The sequence below is a fragment of the Erythrobacter sp. 'gip.4 top 5' genome (assembly GCF_056495765.1).
This window is the reverse complement of record NZ_CP200270.1, coordinates 856377-872621: the sequence shown is the minus strand read 5'-3', so window position 1 is coordinate 872621 and position 16245 is coordinate 856377. Positions and strand designations below refer to the sequence as shown.

General features: G+C 62.7%; 14 protein-coding genes and 1 pseudogene. 10 read left to right on the top strand and 5 right to left on the bottom strand.

The window, feature by feature from the left end; translation table 11 throughout:
* Positions 1-25 precede the first annotated feature (25 nt).
* From ACRANW_RS04220 to ACRANW_RS04210, 3 genes are read right to left on the bottom strand one after another with little or no spacing between them, the layout of a single operon-like run.
* The gene (locus tag ACRANW_RS04220) at positions 26-598 is read right to left on the bottom strand and encodes a Smr/MutS family protein (protein WP_479433289.1); all 573 of its coding nucleotides are present in this window, start codon (positions 596-598) and stop codon (positions 26-28) included.
* A complete protein-coding gene (gene mltA, locus ACRANW_RS04215; protein WP_479433288.1) occupies positions 595-1815 on the bottom strand; it encodes a murein transglycosylase A in 1221 nt (406 codons plus the stop codon). The genes ACRANW_RS04220 and mltA overlap by 4 nt, the downstream gene beginning before the upstream one ends.
* Positions 1816-1864: 49 nt before the next feature.
* On the bottom strand, positions 1865-2518 hold the full coding sequence (locus ACRANW_RS04210) for a Tim44/TimA family putative adaptor protein (protein ID WP_479433865.1): 654 nt from the start codon (positions 2516-2518) through the stop codon (positions 1865-1867).
* A 246-nt stretch (positions 2519-2764) separates the two neighbouring features.
* Here ACRANW_RS04210 and ACRANW_RS04205 point away from each other — a divergent pair.
* Together ACRANW_RS04205 and ACRANW_RS04200 are read left to right on the top strand one after the other, a co-directional pair.
* Positions 2765-3544, top strand: a pseudogene (locus ACRANW_RS04205) (IS5 family transposase).
* A gap of 242 nt (positions 3545-3786) precedes the next feature.
* Complete coding sequence (locus tag ACRANW_RS04200) at positions 3787-4116, top strand: reverse transcriptase-like protein (protein ID WP_479433864.1); 330 nt, start codon at positions 3787-3789, stop codon at positions 4114-4116.
* 242 nt (positions 4117-4358) lie between these two features.
* On the opposite strand, the gene ACRANW_RS04195 is transcribed toward ACRANW_RS04200, so the two are convergent.
* Both ACRANW_RS04195 and ACRANW_RS04190 read right to left on the bottom strand, forming a co-directional pair.
* Positions 4359-4751, bottom strand: coding sequence for a dihydroneopterin aldolase (locus ACRANW_RS04195; RefSeq protein WP_479433287.1), 393 nt, complete (start codon positions 4749-4751; stop codon positions 4359-4361).
* Positions 4748-5068 (bottom strand): GCN5-related N-acetyltransferase, encoded by a 321-nt coding sequence (locus ACRANW_RS04190; protein ID WP_479433286.1) that lies wholly within the window; start codon positions 5066-5068, stop codon positions 4748-4750. Before ACRANW_RS04190 ends, ACRANW_RS04195 begins: the two co-directional genes overlap by 4 nt.
* Positions 5069-5511: 443 nt before the next feature.
* On the opposite strand from ACRANW_RS04190, the gene ACRANW_RS04185 reads away from it, so the two are divergent.
* The 8 genes from ACRANW_RS04185 to ACRANW_RS04150 are packed head-to-tail and all read left to right on the top strand — an operon-like array spanning position 5512 to position 16232.
* Positions 5512-7146, top strand: coding sequence for a TldD/PmbA family protein (locus tag ACRANW_RS04185; protein WP_479433285.1), 1635 nt, complete (start codon positions 5512-5514; stop codon positions 7144-7146).
* Between the two features lie 22 nt (positions 7147-7168).
* A complete protein-coding gene (locus ACRANW_RS04180) occupies positions 7169-8491 on the top strand; it encodes a TldD/PmbA family protein (protein WP_479433284.1) in 1323 nt (440 codons plus the stop codon).
* A gap of 34 nt (positions 8492-8525) precedes the next feature.
* On the top strand, positions 8526-9251 hold the full coding sequence (locus ACRANW_RS04175) for a DUF4159 domain-containing protein (RefSeq protein WP_479433283.1): 726 nt from the start codon (positions 8526-8528) through the stop codon (positions 9249-9251).
* 13 nt (positions 9252-9264) lie between these two features.
* Positions 9265-10272: an AAA family ATPase gene (locus tag ACRANW_RS04170; RefSeq protein ID WP_479433282.1), complete on the top strand. Its 1008-nt coding sequence runs from the start codon at positions 9265-9267 to the stop codon at positions 10270-10272.
* A 7-nt stretch (positions 10273-10279) separates the two neighbouring features.
* A complete protein-coding gene (locus ACRANW_RS04165) occupies positions 10280-11173 on the top strand; it encodes a DUF58 domain-containing protein (RefSeq protein WP_479433281.1) in 894 nt (297 codons plus the stop codon).
* Positions 11170-12309 carry a BatA domain-containing protein gene (locus tag ACRANW_RS04160; protein WP_479433280.1) on the top strand — a complete coding sequence of 380 codons (1140 nt, stop codon included), beginning with the start codon at positions 11170-11172 and terminating at the stop codon, positions 12307-12309. The genes ACRANW_RS04165 and ACRANW_RS04160 overlap by 4 nt, the downstream gene beginning before the upstream one ends.
* The gene (locus tag ACRANW_RS04155) at positions 12306-14423 is read left to right on the top strand and encodes a DUF4175 domain-containing protein (RefSeq protein WP_479433279.1); all 2118 of its coding nucleotides are present in this window, start codon (positions 12306-12308) and stop codon (positions 14421-14423) included. The genes ACRANW_RS04160 and ACRANW_RS04155 overlap by 4 nt, the downstream gene beginning before the upstream one ends.
* Positions 14424-16232: a carboxypeptidase regulatory-like domain-containing protein gene (locus tag ACRANW_RS04150; RefSeq protein WP_479433278.1), complete on the top strand. Its 1809-nt coding sequence runs from the start codon at positions 14424-14426 to the stop codon at positions 16230-16232.
* Positions 16233-16245 lie beyond the last annotated feature (13 nt).

Genomic DNA, 16245 nt, shown 5'->3' with positions numbered 1-16245 from the left:
CGCCCATACCGCGGCGCGAACAGGGTCAGGCCCGGCGCTTGAGGATCAGATAGAGCGCGCCTTCGCCCCCATGCCGATTATGGGCGCGGCGCACGGCCGTGATTGTATCGGAATGGCGGCTGGCTGCGAGCCAATCGAGCAGTTTGGCCCGGATTGCGCCGCGTTTGACCATGCGGTCCGCCGGATCGACGGGCCGCTCGCGCCCTGCGACCACCAGCACAACCCGCGCGCCCATCATCCGCGCCTGATCGAGCCCGGCCATGATCCGGTCGTAGGCGGTGTCGAGCGTGTGGCCGTGAAGATCGAGCGTCAGATCAGGATCGAGCCGCCCCGCCTTGACCCGCCGATCCCAATGGGAATCAAGGCCCGGCGCTGGTGGAGGAGCTGGTGGCGGCGTCGGGACGGGCTTGTGTGGCCGGGCAACAGGGGCGGGTTTGAGGATTGGCGCCTTGCGCACGGCCGCCAGTTGGGCTGGCACCGCAATCACGGGAAGCGCAGGCGATTTGGGCCGGGTCTTTCCCGGCAGCGGCTTCACGCTTGAAGCCAGATGTGCCCAGGCCGCCTGTTCTCCGGTCGACAGCCCGCGCGGCGTTCTCATCGCACGCCTGCGCCCAACCGCGCGGCGGCGGCGCGGGGCAGCAGGACATAGGCGCGCCCGCGCCCGCTCATCCCGCCTGCGATCAGCCGGGCCTCGTCGCCCGCACCCCAAAAGGTGTCAAAGCGGTTGGCGCCCTTGATCGCGCCGCCAGTGTCCTGCGCGATCCACAGGCCATTGGCTTCGGGCCGATCAAGCTCCAGCCAGACCGGCGCGCCCAGCGGTACATAGGCTGGGTCCGCCGCCACCGAAGCCTCACGCCGCACCGGCACGCCTAGAGCGCCCAGTGGGCCATCGCCGTTCAATTCATTGAAGAAAATCCAGCTCTTGTTGAGCCGCATCAGATCGCGACCCTCACGCGGGTTTTGCCGAATATAGGCCATGATCCCCTGCATCGAGCCCGAATATTTGCCCGGCCCATCGCCCAGCAAACCGCGCTCCCGCATCACGCTGCCGATACCAATATATTCACGCCCGTTCTGCCCAGCATAGCCGATGCGAATCACGTCGCCTTCGGGCGAACGCAGGCGCCCTGACCCCTGAATTTGAAGGAAGAAGAACTCAACCGGATCGGCAGCCCAGGCAATGATTGAGGCCTTGCCGTTCAATGCGCCCTCCTCGATCGCGGCGCGATCATGATAGAGCACAAAGCGGCCAGCCTCGTCGTAGCGGCCCAGCGGGGGCCGGCCTGTGCGTTCGGACGCAGGAACATCATCGGGCCAGGCGCGGATTAGATCGGGCGGCATGGCATAGACCGGCACGTCAAAGCCGGGGCGACGGGTGCGGCTTCCGGCGATCTCGGGCTCGAAATATCCGGTTGCAAAAGCGCGACCGTCGCCGATCTGTACGGGAGTGAATTGCTCGGCGAAGAACGCACGGGCACGGGTTTGCGGGTAGCTGCGTGCGGCATCACAGACACTGCGCCAATCTTCACGACGGGTCAGCCCACTCGCATCATCGCGCGCCAACAGCCGCGGACAGGACTCGATGAAGCTAGCCAAAGCGCCGCGTGCATCTTCATCAATGACCGATAGCGCGGCAAAGGCCGGGCCCAGCGCCACGCCGGCAAGCACCGCATTGGCAGCGACTGGGGTTGAGATACCGGAATTAGAGATTGGTGGCGTGGTCGCGACGGGTTGCGGGATGCTGGTCTGGGGGACAACTCGCCCACAGGCACTCAACGTCAAAAGGATCGCAAGGCCAACCAGCAGCCGCATCATAGGTTCCTTGGCTAGAATCACGCGGGCAGCGGGGACGCGGCCCCGTACATCAGCCTTCGTCGGTCTCGTCGAGCAGCCAGTTGGGATCGCGCGCTGCCGTGTTGCGCGAGAATGTCCACACGTCGCGGCTTTCAATCGCATCATCAAGCGATCCAGCAATCAGCGTGCCATCCTTATCGCGGGTCACAGCAGCAACATCGGCAACGAACAAAAGCGCAATGCGCGCTGTACGCCCATCAAGCGAGGCCGAGTGGATGCGGGTTTCTTCGATCCGGATCAGTTTGTTTTCGACCATTTCGCCAGCTGCCTCGCGGGCGTCGATGGCCGATTCAAACCCGGCGTAAACATCATCGTCGCACAATTCGCGTAAAGTCTCGCGGTCGCCCTTCCAGAAGGCTTCGAGGATCATGCGGTAAGCGCCGCGTGCACCGTCGAGGAATTGGCCAAGATTAAAGCTGCTGTCCGCTGACGTGATTTCTTTAAGTCCGCGCTCAACCGCGGGCATCATGTTTTCAAATTCGGCCGGGCGCGCCTGGGCGGCCGGGGCCGACATCACTGCCGGACGAACGCCAGCGGGCTTATCCTCCGAATCGAAGCGCTGCGGCACAGATTCTTCCTCCTGCTCCGCACGGCGTCCCAGCACCGAATAGAGGCGCAGGCCGAGAAATGCGGCCACCATGGCAAGGAGAACAATTTCTAGCACAGCAAAAATTCCGATCTTCAAACAGGGACTGACGCCCAGTTACGGCGTAACATCACCCACAGACGCTCATCCTGCCTTAAGTGGGCATCAATTACAATTCGCCAACGGCCAATAGGTTGCTGTGCGGGTCGAAACTTTGCAACATTTGCGACTAGGCCGTGTTGACAGAAGGCATTCCCAAATCCGCTTTGTTCTGATTGTGCTTTGCACAGCTTCGCTTCCAAGACTGCTTTTTGAGGAGCAGTCATGGGTCGCGGAGACTTGTCGGATGCGGAGTGGGAACTGATCGGGCCGCTGCTGCCGCCTGAGCGGGGACGCTGGGCGCGTCCCGCCGGGGATAATCGGCGCTTTCTCAATGGTATGCTCCACGTGCTGCGGGTCGGCTGCCCTTGGCGCGACATGCACGAGCGCTACCGCAAGTGGAACTCGGTCTATGTCCGGTTTCGGCGCTGGGCCGAACAAGGCGTCTGGGATGCGCTGCTGCAAACGCTGGTTGATCTTGGTCTGACCGACGACTGGCAGCACATGATCGACAGCACCAGCGTTCGCGGCCACGTCTCGGCAGCGGGCGGAAAAGGGGGGCTTGTGCGAATGCACTTGGTCGATCACGCGGCGGCTTTACAAACAAAATCCACGCCCGCTGCGGAGCCGTAGGCGTGCGAAGCACACTATCAGGGATTGCCTCTCGGCTTCATCCTGACCGGCGGCGAGGCCTCCGATCACACCGCAGCCGAACCGCTGATGGAGATCCCGGTCGCTGCACCCAAAGCGCTGCTGGCGGACAAGGGATACGACGGTGATCGCTTCCGGGAGACCTTGCTGGTCCGGGGCATCCTGCCGATCATCCCGCCCCGTTCGAACCGCAAGGTGCCCGAGCATCCCGACTATCGACGCTACCGGGACCGCAACCGCGTCGAGCGCATGTTCGGAAAGCTCAAGCAGCAGCGCCGGATCGCCACCCGCTACGACAAGACCGTCCTATCGTTCGCAAGCTTCCTCAACATTGCCGCCATTCCCCTATGCTGAAGTCTTTTGTCAACACGGCCTAGGTGAGACTAATGAAATCACTAAGAAACAGCTTCCCCCTGAGATTTATTTAATCTCTCAGCCGTCATTTTCGCTTTGATTCGTCGGCATGCCTCGACAGTATCGGTTTGCTTCAAATTTACTGTGGTTGGTCTGATCGGGTAGGGAGATTTTTTCGGTTGGCCCAGCAAAGACGGCTAAAAGTCTACTTCGACGGCGGTTGTCGACCCAACCCCGGTGTTATGGAGGCGGCGGTTGTGGCGGGCGGCGCCACGCATTTTTTCGACAACCTGGGATCTGGCACAAACAGCGATGCCGAGTGGATCGCTCTTCGGCTAGCACTCCGGCTTGCGCAATCTTTAGGCGAGCCTGATTTTGATTTGATCGGTGATTCGTTGGAAGTGATTCAGCAAGCCAGTGGATCATCCCGCTGCCGTTCGAGTTCGGCTGCGGATCACCGCGCCAAATACGAGGAATGCGCGGCTTCAGGACGACCTAGGCGTCTGATTTGGACGCCTCGACAGCAAAATCTGGCGGGGATTGCCCTTGCCAGACGCAACGCCTGTCGATGAACCAATACGTCACATAAACCAGTTGCCGACAAGGCAGTGGCCGAGCGTGTGGATGGCGGATCGTGTCTCGCGTATCTCCGGCCGGCCGGGTGCGATTATGCGAAAGTGTATTATGTCGGAAAGCCAATGCCTGACAGCGAACTTGCAGACGCTGGTGCGCAAAAGCCCGCACGCACGAGATAGAGAACAGGGTTATATTACGGGTTCCGGCAGATGATCCTTTCGGTCTGCAAGGCCGACTCCTACTGTTGATCGCGCAGGAATGCCAGATCGTCAGCTTCAAGGATCAATCTCACCCCGAGTGTACCGGTACCGTCCAGAACAGGGCTTTTTCTGAGGCAAATCTCCACGGCAAGGATCGCGTTATATGCCGCGCAAGCCTGCGTGATCAGCGTCATCAGGTACTCTTGCGTTTCGAACGTCTGGCTGCGGGCGATCACCGCAATCTGCGCAACCAACGGATCGTAATCGAACACATGAGCCATGCCGTCGGACGCGACCTGTACCAGATCAGGAGCGATGGTGAGATCAAGGTCAAGAACATGGGCATCGGGGACGACGTCGTCCGGCCCGTAAGTCCCGATTGAAGCCGGAATACAAAGATCGCGCAATTCGATCCGGGCTTGGCGTGTCATGTGTCTTTCTTTCGATGTGAGCCGGCCCGCAACTTGCCGCGCCATGCGAGCGATTGCTGGTTCAGTTCTGCAAGATTGGCACGGCCCGCTATGATATCCTCGCACAGTTGCACCGCCTGCAGCGCCTGCGTAACGGTCAGATGCCTGTAAGCTGGCTTTGCAATATGCTGATACCAGACACCATTGCAGATGGCATCCAGGATAATCCTTTGGAAACAGTGATCATTGCGCACCGGCCATGCGGTTTTATTGGACTTTGCCAGCGCTGGCATGATCGTTCCGGTCAAATACTGGTAGCGCCGGACCGCGTCTGTCAACGTAGCATTCTGCATGGGACGGCCCTTTTGCAGGGGTTAGCGCCGAAATCCATCGGGAAGTCGCCGGCAAAGAGACAAAGATCCTGCATGCCAGTGCACGGCTTTTGCATTGCACAGATCGTGGGCCAACGGGGGTCGATCCGAGCACGGCGAACGGCGCGGCACCACGCTCGCCACCTGCGCAATTGGCGGTCAATTTCGATTGTCCTTCGCCTGTTCTCAAGTTTCGCCAGTGCGATGATCCGATCGTAACCAAATCTTTGCATCATCGCCAACAGCGCATCAAATCTGAGCGATAACGCGAGGAAACTCTTGCCGCCTATGTCCAAACGGTTTGACCCTGATGCGGTCTGTCGGCATTAACCTGTCGCTTCAAAACGCAAATGCCAGGAAGCTTCCCTTTTTCCAAGACGGAGCGATCGGGCGTATTGGGGAGTTCTCACGTGGAAAGACGCGATTTTCTGGCGCTCAGCACCTTCTTCACAGGTGTCGCGCTGACCCCAGCGCTTTTCGGCAAGGCGATTGCGGCTGACCAGCTGCAAAATGGCATCGAACTCGCGGTCAAAAAGCGTCTTGCCGATGCCGCGCTGGCCGCGGCGACAGCGGCGGGCGCAAGTTATTGCGATGTGCGCGTGGGCCGCTATCTGCGCCAGTTCGTCATTACCCGCGAACGTAATGTTGAGAACATCGTCAACACCGAAAGCACCGGTACCGGAGTGCGGGTCATCGCCGATGGGTCGTGGGGCTTTGCTGCGACCAACGAGATGACCGAGGACGCGGTCGCTGCGGCAGCACGGCAGGCAACTGCGATTGCCAAAGCCAATGCCCGCATCCAGACCGCGCCCGTCCAACTGGCGCCGACGCCGGGTGTCGGCGAGGTCAGCTGGCGCACTCCGATCAAGAAGAACGCGATGGACGTGCCGATCGCAGACAAGGTCGATCTGCTGATGTCGGTCAACGATGCGGCGTTGAACGCAGGTGCCAGTTTCGTGAATTCGCTGCTGTTCCTCGTCAACGAACAGAAATATTTCGCCTCGACCGACGGCTCCTACATCGATCAGGACGTGCACCGCATCTGGGCCCCGCTGACCGTGACCGCGGTGGACCAATCGACGGGCAAGTTCCGGTCGCGCGAAGGGCTGTCTGCGCCCATGGGATTGGGCTGGGAATACATGGACGGCGCGGCCCAAGACAAGTTCGTGCTGTCAAACGGACTGACCACCTACGGCAAGTCCTACGACATGAAGGAAGACGCAATCGCGGCGGCGAAGGATGCGCAGGCCAAACTGAAGGCACCCTCGGTCAAACCGGGCAAATACGACCTTGTGCTCGATCCCAACCACCTTGGCCTAACCATCCATGAATCGGTTGGCCACCCGCTCGAACTTGACCGTGTTCTCGGGTACGAGGCCAATTACGCCGGCACCAGCTTCGCCACGCTCGACAAGCGCGACGCGAACTTCAAATACGGCAGCGAGATCGTGAACCTGTTCGCGGACAAGACCCAAACCGGATCGCTCGGCGCGGTCGGCTATGACGATGAAGGCGTGAAGACCAAGCGCTGGGATCTGGTCAAGGATGGCACGCTGGTCGATTACCAGACAATCCGCGATCAGGCGCATATCGTCGGCAAGGATGCGTCAGACGGTTGCTGCTATGCTGACAGTTGGTCCAGCGTGCAGTTCCAGCGCATGGCGAACGTCAGCCTTGCGCCGGGCAAGACCACGATGAGCCCGACCGACATGATCGCAGGAGTCGAAAATGGCATTTATATCGCCGGCCGCGGCTCCTTCTCGATCGACCAGCAGCGTTACAACGCACAGTTCGGCGGGACGGTGTTCTACGAGATCAAGAACGGCAAGCTGGGCCCGATGATCGAGGATGTCGCCTACCAGATGCGCACGCCCGAGTTCTGGGGAGCGTGCTCGGCCATCTGCGACGAAAGCGATTATCGCATGTTCGGCTCGTTCTTCGATGGCAAGGGCCAGCCGAGCCAGGTTTCAGCCGTGAGCCACGGTTCGTCGACCACCCGCTTCGACGGGATCAACGTTATCAACACCGCCCGGTCGCTGGGCTAAGCGGCGCGCAGGAGAAGCAATAATGAGCATTCTTTCAGAAGCGCAGGCCAAGGCGATTCTCGACAAGGTGATCGCCTTATCGACGGCGGACGAGACCATCGCGCAATTGGGCGGCGGGCTCACCGGCAACGTCCGATTCGCACGCAATGACATCTCAACTTCGGGGATTGTCGATGACATCGAATTGGGCGTGCAGGTAGCCTTTGGCAAACGGGTCGGCACGGCCACCATCAACCAGTTTGACGATGCCTCGCTGGAACGGGTCGTGCGACGGGCAGAGGATCTGGCTAAGCTGGCGCCGGAAAACCCGGAATTCACGCCGGCCGTTGGCAAGCAGACCTACCGGCCGACCGACACCTTCAGCGAAGCGACAGCCGCACTGACCGCAGAAGCCCGCGCCAAGATTGCCGAAGCTTCGATCCTGCCATGCCGCGAACGCAAACTGATTGCGGCGGGCTTTCTCGAAGATGGGCAGACCTTCTTTGCCCACGCCAATTCCAACGGCAATTTCGGCTATCAGCGTTCGACCGTTGCAGATTACACCTGCACTGTCCGGACAGAGGATGGGCGCGGTTCGGGTTGGGTTGCCAGCAACGTCAAGGACGTGGCGCAGTTTGACGCGCAAACTGATATCCAGATAGCGATGCGAAAGGCCGCCGCATCGGCCGATGCTAGAGCGCTCGAACCTGGAAAATACACTGTCATTCTGGAGCCTGCGGCTGCGTCCGGCCTCATCAGCTTCATGATGAACTTCTTCGATGCGCGTTCGGCCGACGAAGGCCGCAGCTTCCTCAGCAAGCAAGGCGGTGGCAACAAGATCGGCGAGCAGATCATGGATCCGCGCGTCAACATCTACACCGATCCCTGGGATCCGACCGTGCCGACCCTACCATGGGACGGCGACGGCCTACCGCGTGAGCGGACCAAAATCATCGATGCAGGTAAAGTCGCCAACCTTCAGTACTCGCGTTATTGGGCAAACAAGCAAGGCAAGCCCGAAACGGCAGGCTGGGGCAACACCATCATGGAGGGCGGCACCAAGTCGACCGCCGAGCTGATTGCCGGGACCGAACGCGGCATCCTGGTGACCCGCACCTGGTACATTCGCATGGTTGATCCGCAGACCGTGTTGCTGACGGGCCTTACCCGCGACGGGACGTTCTATATCGAGAACGGGCAGCTGATGTATCCGATCAAGAACTTTCGCTTCAACGAAAGCCCCGTCATCATGCTCAACAACATTGAAGAGTTGGGCCGCTCCGTTCGGGTCGAGGATGGCTCGATCATGGTGCCACCGATGAAGGTGCGCGATTTCACCTTCACCTCGCTATCGGACGCGGTCTGACGCATCACCACAGCAGGAGCGGGTTCAGGGACAGATGATGGCCATGACCCGCGCCGAGTTTTTGCGATTATTGGGCGTCGGCCTTGCCGGAGCGATGGCGCCCGGTGGACTGTCCGCCGCGCAGCGAGCTGGCCACGCAGCGGGTGGCTACGACTTCTGGTTCACCCGGCTCAAATACAATTCAGGTGATTGGGATGTTGACCAACGGATGCCGGCAAACCTGCTCACATCCCTGATCGATTACACCACCTTGCGGGTCGATCCCGAGGAACGGATCGTGGACCTCGGCGACCCAAAGATGCTTTCCGCACCATTCTGCTACCTTGCGGGACACAAGGCGGTAGAATTTTCGGACGCTGAACGGCGCAACTTTGAACGCTATGTCCGCAATGGCGGTTTTGTGTTCGTCGATGATTGTAACCACGACATCGATGGGCTGTTTGCCAAATCTTTCGAAGCGCAGATGACGCGCATCTTCGGGGCCGACGCGCTTCGCAAACTGCCCAATAGCCACGCGCTCTACACCAGCTTTTTCAAGTTTGACGGCCCTCCCGCCACCAGTTTCGAGCTTAACGGCTGGGGCGACGACATTGTGCACGATTATCTGAAGGGCATCACCATCAACGACCGCCTCGGCCTGTTGTACAGCAACAAGGATTACGGGTGCGAATGGGACTACGACTGGCGCAACAAACGCTTCCTTGCGGAGGACAACACCCGGTTCGGGGTCAACATCGTGATGTACGCGCTCACCAATTGAGAGGTTCAACTTCGTGTCACAACAGGCTCCCCTAAGCGCAGATGGCGTTGAGCAGCAAACGGCCAGGCTCGGTGATCTGAAGCGCGCGATTGCGACCGCAATCGTGGGCCAGACCGAGGTCGTCGATCAATTGCTGATCGGGCTGCTGGCCGGCGGTCATTGCCTGCTTGAGGGCGTGCCGGGCCTTGGCAAGACATTGCTGGTCCGCACGCTGGGCGAAGCACTGGCGCTCGACTTCCGGCGGGTGCAGTTCACGCCTGACCTCATGCCAAGCGATATTCTCGGCACGGAATTGCTGGAGGAAGACCACGGCACTGGCCACCGGTCCTTCCGTTTCCAGAAGGGACCGGTGTTCACCAACCTGCTGCTGGCTGACGAACTCAACCGCACGCCGCCCAAGACGCAGGCCGCCCTGCTTGAAGCCATGCAGGAAAAGACGGTCAGCTATGGCGGCCAAACCTACCAGCTGCCCAAGCCGTTCTTCGTTCTGGCAACACAGAACCCGCTGGAACAGGCGGGCACCTATCCCCTGCCCGAGGCGCAGCTTGACCGCTTCTTGCTGCTGGTGCGGGTCGGCTATCCGACTGCAAGCGAGGAACGCGACATTCTTTCGCTCACCACCGGCAGCGCCGCGGGCGTGGTGCCACGCGTGATGGGAGCCGAGGACGTCCTCGCCCTGCAGCGCCATGTGCGCGAGGTCTATCTCAGCGACGATCTGCTCGGCTGGATTACAACGCTGGTGCGCGCTACCCGTCCCGGCGACGCTGCTGCCCCGTCCGAGGTCGAGTCCTATGTGCGCTGGGGCGCTGGGCCGCGCGCTGGTCAGGCACTGGTTCTTTGCGCCAAGGCCCGCGCCTTGCTCCACGGACGCTTCGCCGCGACGCGCGACGATATTTCCGCGCTGGCTGCGCCGGTGATGCGTCACCGCCTGCTGCTGTCCTTCGCGGCCGAAGCCGAAGGCAAAAGCGCGGATGACGTGGTCGCCGCGCTGCTCGCCCACATCCCTCCCCCGACTGCCTGATCGCCTGATGCGCGCGCCGCTAAGCATCCCGCCCGAAATCAGGGGCCGGTTGAAGCGGCTTTCGCTCACCCCCCGGCGCCGATCGGGCACCAGCGGCTTTGGAATGCACGCCAGCCGCAGCAAGGGCGCGGGCCTCGAATTCGCGCAGTACCGCGCCTACGAGCCCGGTGACGAACTGCGCCGTATCGACTGGAAGCTGTTCGCCCGTTCTGACAAATTCTTTGTGCGAGAGGCCGAGGAAGACAGCCCGGTCGCGGTGTGGATGTTGCTGGATGCCAGCGCCTCGATGGCGCAGGCCGACCGTGCAACGCCCAATTGGTCGCGCTTCGATGCTGCGAGACTGCTCTGCCTGTGCATGGCTGAACTTGCGATGGCACAAGGCGACCGGTTCGGCTGGATGGTGCTGCAAGAAACCGCGCTCGGCTTGGCCGACCCACACGCAGGCCGGGCGCAGGCTGGCCGGATGCAAGTTGAACTCAGCCGTCTGGAGGCGGTGGGCACCTTTCCGGACGATGCCACCCTTGCTCCGCTGTGGGAGCGGATCGGGCGGCATGATCTTGTGCTGTTTGTCAGCGATGGCTTCGACGAAGGCGGCATTGCGCTGATAGAGCGGCTGGCGAAGGCAGGGCGCGAAGTTCTGGCGATCCAGCTATTGACCGTCGAAGAGCGCGATTTCCCGTTCAATGGCGGCTTCCGGTTTCGCGATCAGGAAAGCGGCGCTGAACTGGTCAGCGACGGCGCGGCCTTGCGCGCGACCTTCCTCAGCCGGTTTGCCGCAGCGCGGGCTGCGCTTGACGAGCGGCTGGACAAGGCGGGCATCCGTCATGCAGCTTATGTCCTCGACGAACCGATCGACCGCCCACTGCACGCCTTGTTCGGGCGCGGGGCAGAGCCCACGTGACACCCTTGCTGTTAGCCCCGCTCGGACTTGCCGCACTTGCTGCGTTGATCGTTCCGCTGCTGATCCACCTTCGGAGGCGCACAGAAGAAGTCCCCGTCGATTTTGCCGCGCTGCGCTGGCTCGATGCCTTGCCCCGGCCACGCAGCAAGCTGCGCTGGGACGAGCTGTTGTTGCTCGCACTCAGGCTGCTGCTGATCGCACTGCTGGCGCTGCTGCTGGCGCAGCCGGCCGTTCTGGGGTGGCATGACGAGGACGCTGTTGTGCTAGTGGCCCCCGATGTCGATCCCGCCGCCGCCCGCGCCGCCACAGAGCCGGACGCCGATCTGCGCTGGATCGCCCTGGGTTTCCCTACGCTAGAAACGCCGCCGCCCCAGCCCACGCAATTGTCTAGCCTGATCCGCCAGTTCGACGCCGAGCTCGCGCCAGATGCGCCACTGACAATCCTTGTTCCGCCGGTCCTGGTCGGCATTGATGCCGAACCGCTGCGGCTGACCCGCGAGGTCACATGGCGGATCGTCGATGGGATTGAGCGCAAGGATGATCCCGTCGCTACCGAAGGCCCGTCTTTGGCGGTGCGCTATGCCGCAGCCAGCGACGGGGCGGTGCGATACTTTCGGGCAGCGGCAGGCGCGTGGCGCGATCCGCCACGATTTGACGCAAGCACGCGCCGCGAATTGCCGCTGCGCGACCACGTCCTCATCTGGCTTGCGCCAGGCCGGGTGCCCGAGGCGGTTGTCGACTGGGTCCTGGCTGGAGGAACCGCCCTGCTTGCCAATGACGCCGGAATTGCCATGCCCGCGACGACAGCAGCGGTTTGGCGCAGCCAGTCGGGCGACACACTGGTAGAAGGCGGGCCAATGGGTGCAGGACGCTTGTTGCGGTTCAATCGGGCGCTTGTTCCCGCCGAGATGCCGGAACTGCTCGACGCTGAGTTTGCCGAACGCCTGCGGGACGTCGTCATGCCGCCACCGCCGCCACCTGTGCGCGTCGCCTCGGCTGCCTTTGCGCCGACGACCGGCATGGCGCCTTTCCCGCTTCCCCCGCGCAGCCTTTCGCCATGGCTCGGCGTTGTGATTGCCCTCGTTTTCCTCGCAGAGCGCCTGCTGGCGACCAGGCGGCGGAGATTTGCCGCGTGAGTCAGGAATTCAACCCGGCCGTGTGGCTGGCTCCGGCGCGCAGGCGTGCCGGCATCAATGCCGCCCTGGTGTGGAGCCCAGCTATCCTCGTGCTCACGGCGCTGGGCTGGCGGCTCGTCGGCCTCACCGTGGCCGGGGCGGTGCTGCTGATCGGCGGGGTCGCAATGGCCGTGGCCGTGCGGCATATCGCAGACCGGTATGACCGGAGCTGGCTAGTCCGCCGATTGAACGCGCGCGAGGCGCAATTGGAAGACAGCGCAGATCTGGTATTTGCCGATAGCGAACTCGCCCCGGTTGCGCGCCTGCAGGCTGGCCGGATCGCATCACGCATCGCGGAGATTGACCCCTCTACGCTTGCCGATGGCTGGACGCCGCGCAGTATTGCTGCTGCCTGGGGGCTTGGCGCAGTCGCGCTCGCTGCCGTCGCCTTGTGGCCCGCACAAGCCTCCGCGCCGCCGCTTGCGCCGCCCACGCAAACAGACGCCGCCGCGCCCGGTCAGCCGCAGCTTGCCGGTCAGCGCGTCAGGATCGTGCCACCCGCCTATACCGGTCTGCCGGCGCGCTATGTCCAGAGCCTTGATGTCCGGGCCCCAATGGGTTCGCGGATCGAGTGGACCCTCGCTTTTGAGCCGCAAGCCCGGTCCGCCGCGCTGCAACTTGTCGGCGGGCAGACGCTTCCGCTGACCCTGAGCGACGAGGGGTGGAGCGGTGCGATCAGGCTCGACATTCCGTCCTTGTACCACATCACCGCGCAAGGCGTGCGAACCACGCAGACATCCCACCGTCTCGAGCCCATCACGGACGAACCGCCGCAGGTTCAGGTGATCGAGCCCGCATCCGGGCTTGTGACAATGCAGACCGGACAGCGTCGTTGGCGCGTCGTATTCGAGGCGCGTGACGATTACGTCGTCGATCCCATGGCCCGCCTCACGCTCACCACCGCAATCGGTCAAGGCGAGAATGTCAGCTTCACCGAGCGCACCCGGACAGTGACCGGGACAGGTGATCCCAAGCGCAAACGGTTTGTGGTCGATCTCGATCTCGCTGGCTTCGGACTTCAACCCGGGAGCGATCTGGTGGCGCAACTGACGGTGGCGGACACACGGTCGCCCGGCCCCCAAGTCATGCGTGGACCGGGTGTTATCCTGCGCGTGCCCGCGCCCGTGCCGCAGACAGCCGATGGGATGGAATTGTTGGCGAAGCAGACCATGCCCGCCTATTTCCGCAGCCAGCGCCAGGTCATCATCGACACCGAAGCCCTGATCCGTGGACGGGCCAGCCTGAGCACCGACGAATTTATGGTGCGGTCCGACACCATCGGGGTCGACCAGCGGTTGCTGCGCCTGCGCTATGGGCAATTCGTGGGGATGGAGGCGGAAGAAGGCCCGCGGCGGCCGCCGATGCCGGTGTCCGACAAAGACTCGTCCAACGCGCCGCCTGAAGACGAACATTATGATGGCGATGGCCACGATCACGGGGCCGCTCCGGAATCACCGGTCTTTGGAAGCCTCGGCAATATCACGGCAGAATACGGCCATGTGCATGACGAAAGCGAGGCGGCGACTCTGCTCGATCCGGACACGCGCGCGCTGCTCAAAAGCGCGCTCGATGCCATGTGGGAAGCGGAACTCAACCTGCGCTCGGGCAGGCCAGAAGCGGCGCTACCGTTTGAAGTGACGGCGCTCGAATTCATCAAGAAAGTGCAGCAAGCCAGCCGCATCTATCTCCCCCGGATCGGCTCCACCCAACCCCCGATCGACATGGCGCGGCGGATGGCGGGCAAGCGCGAAGGGATTGTCGGGGGCGGCGCGACCTTGACGCCCTTTGCCATTGAAGACGCTGTCCCGGCCACAGCTTGGCGGACACTCTCGACCCCGCAAACCATTGATCTGGGCGGACTTGAACAATGGGTGCGCGCCAATAGTGGCCGTATCCACGACCCGCTGGCTGTGCTTGCGGCGATTGACGCGCTGCGCAGCCAACCCGCTTCCCGCACCTTGCGCAGCGCGCTTCGCAGCCAGCTCTGGACTGTGCTGACCCGGCCCCCGGTACAGGTGAAACGGCGCCCAGATGGCGGCGCGCTGGGCCGCCGCTACGTGCAGGGGCTTCGCTAAATGATTGCGCCTGAAACCCTGGCCACAGTGCTGATTGCGATGGGCGCGCTTGTGGCAGCCGTCCGGATAGTGTGGCGGCAACGGGACTGGCGCGCAGGCCTGCTGGCGGCTTTGACGCTGGCGAGCGGCCTGCTGCTTTATCTCACGCTGTTCCCGTTGCGCCTGCCGGTCGGCGGGGAGACGCTTGTGGTTTTGACCGCCGAAGCCCCGGCTAATGTTCAAGCCAGAACCGGTGAAAGACTGGTCGCCCTGCCCGAAGCACCGTCCTCCGTCGGCGCCGAGCGGATGCCCGATCTGGCCACGGCAATACGCCGCCACGACAGGATCCAGCGCATCCGTATTCTGGGGCGCGGCCTTACCGATCGCGACCGTGATGCAGCCGCAGGCCTGCCAGTCGACTTCTCCGTTATGCCCGACCCGACGGGTCTGGTCCGAATGGACCCGCCAGCAGATACGCCGGCGGGGTCGTTCTTTACCGTGGCAGGCGAAGTCAAAGGACTGCTAGGCGGATCTGCCGAACTGCTCGATCCGGCCGGACGTCAGGTGGACCGCCGCGTTATCGGGGCGGACGGTACCTTTGCGATGGGTGGAACGGCGCGCGCACCGGGCTTGGCCACATTTACCTTGCGGCTGCGTGGGCAAAATCGCGCCATCATTTCGGACACGCCGGTGCCGCTACGAACGCTTGCGCAACGTCCCTTGCGCGCCCTGCTGATTGGCGCGCCCTCGCCCGAATTGAAGTATCTGCGCCGTTGGGCCGAAGATTCGGAAATCGCGCTGCAAAGCCAGCTCGATGCAGGCGACGGCATCAATCTGGGAAGCGACGCTGTGAGCCTTGATGCGGGCACACTGCGCGAGACCGATGTGGTGATTATTGACGACCGCTCGCTTGCGATGCTGGGGAGCGGCTCGCGCGCCGCACTGGCCGATGCCGTCTCCGGAGGCCTAGGGGTCGTCATCAGGATGACCGCACCGGCCGATGCGGGCGGGCGTGGCACGTGGCGCTCGCTGGGCATGACCGTCACCGGCGGAACCGATATCGAACCGGTCGCACTTCCCCCGCTCGCCCTCGATGCCGACGCGCTTGCGTCGCTGCGAGGGCCCGGATCGCCAGATGCGCCCGCCGCGATCAATACTATTGACGATCCCGCGCCCGAACTGGAACGATGGATTGTGCGAACCGGCCCTGCCTTTGTTCCTGTCATCACCGATGCGGACGGCGCTATGCTGTCCGGCTGGCAGCAACGCGGGCAAGGACGGACAGCGTTGTGGACAGTGGCGAACAGTTTCGCCCTCGTTCTGAATGGTCAGGCCGAACGTTACTATCAATGGTGGAGCGACACGGTGAGCGCGGTATCACGACCGGACGACACGTTCCGCCCCGCTGTGCCGGCACTTCCCATAGCTGGCGAACGGATGGCGATTTGCGGTATCAACCAATCGGCCCGGGTTGTCGGCCCGGATGCCGCAGAGGTTGCCCTCATCCTCGATCCCCTGACCGGCACACGCGGATGCGCGGCCTATTGGCCTTCAGGCCCAGGCGTTTACCGGATCGTGCAGCCCGGCCGTGATGGTCCGCAACAGTTCGCCTTTATCGTTCTGCCCGAAGGCGCGCTGGCCGTATCGCGCGCTAGCGCCGTGAGCGAGGCGACAGTTCGCTGGGCGGCTGAGCAAAGCGCCTCAAGCGTGCGGGAAATGTCGGACCGGCGCGGCACCGCGTGGCCCTATTTTGTCGGATGGCTGCTGTTGACCGGCCTGCTGTGGCTGGGTGAACGCCGGTGGCTGACGCGCGCTCCAATCACCATTTGAAGGCAATTAGCCG

Bases quoted from the DNA above. Each gene is read 5' to 3' on its own strand.
- ACRANW_RS04220 (WP_479433289.1), bottom strand. From the start codon at position 598: ATGAGAACGCCGCGCGGGCTGTCGACCGGAGAACAGGCGGCCTGGGCA.
- mltA (WP_479433288.1), bottom strand. From the start codon at position 1,815: ATGATGCGGCTGCTGGTTGGCCTTGCGATCCTTTTGACGTTGAGTGCC.
- ACRANW_RS04200 (WP_479433864.1), top strand. From the start codon at position 3,787: ATGGAGGCGGCGGTTGTGGCGGGCGGCGCCACGCATTTTTTCGACAAC.
- ACRANW_RS04195 (WP_479433287.1), bottom strand. From the start codon at position 4,751: ATGACACGCCAAGCCCGGATCGAATTGCGCGATCTTTGTATTCCGGCT.
- ACRANW_RS04180 (WP_479433284.1), top strand. From the start codon at position 7,169: ATGAGCATTCTTTCAGAAGCGCAGGCCAAGGCGATTCTCGACAAGGTG.
- ACRANW_RS04175 (WP_479433283.1), top strand. From the start codon at position 8,526: ATGATGGCCATGACCCGCGCCGAGTTTTTGCGATTATTGGGCGTCGGC.
- ACRANW_RS04165 (WP_479433281.1), top strand. From the start codon at position 10,280: ATGCGCGCGCCGCTAAGCATCCCGCCCGAAATCAGGGGCCGGTTGAAG.
- ACRANW_RS04150 (WP_479433278.1), top strand. From the start codon at position 14,424: ATGATTGCGCCTGAAACCCTGGCCACAGTGCTGATTGCGATGGGCGCG.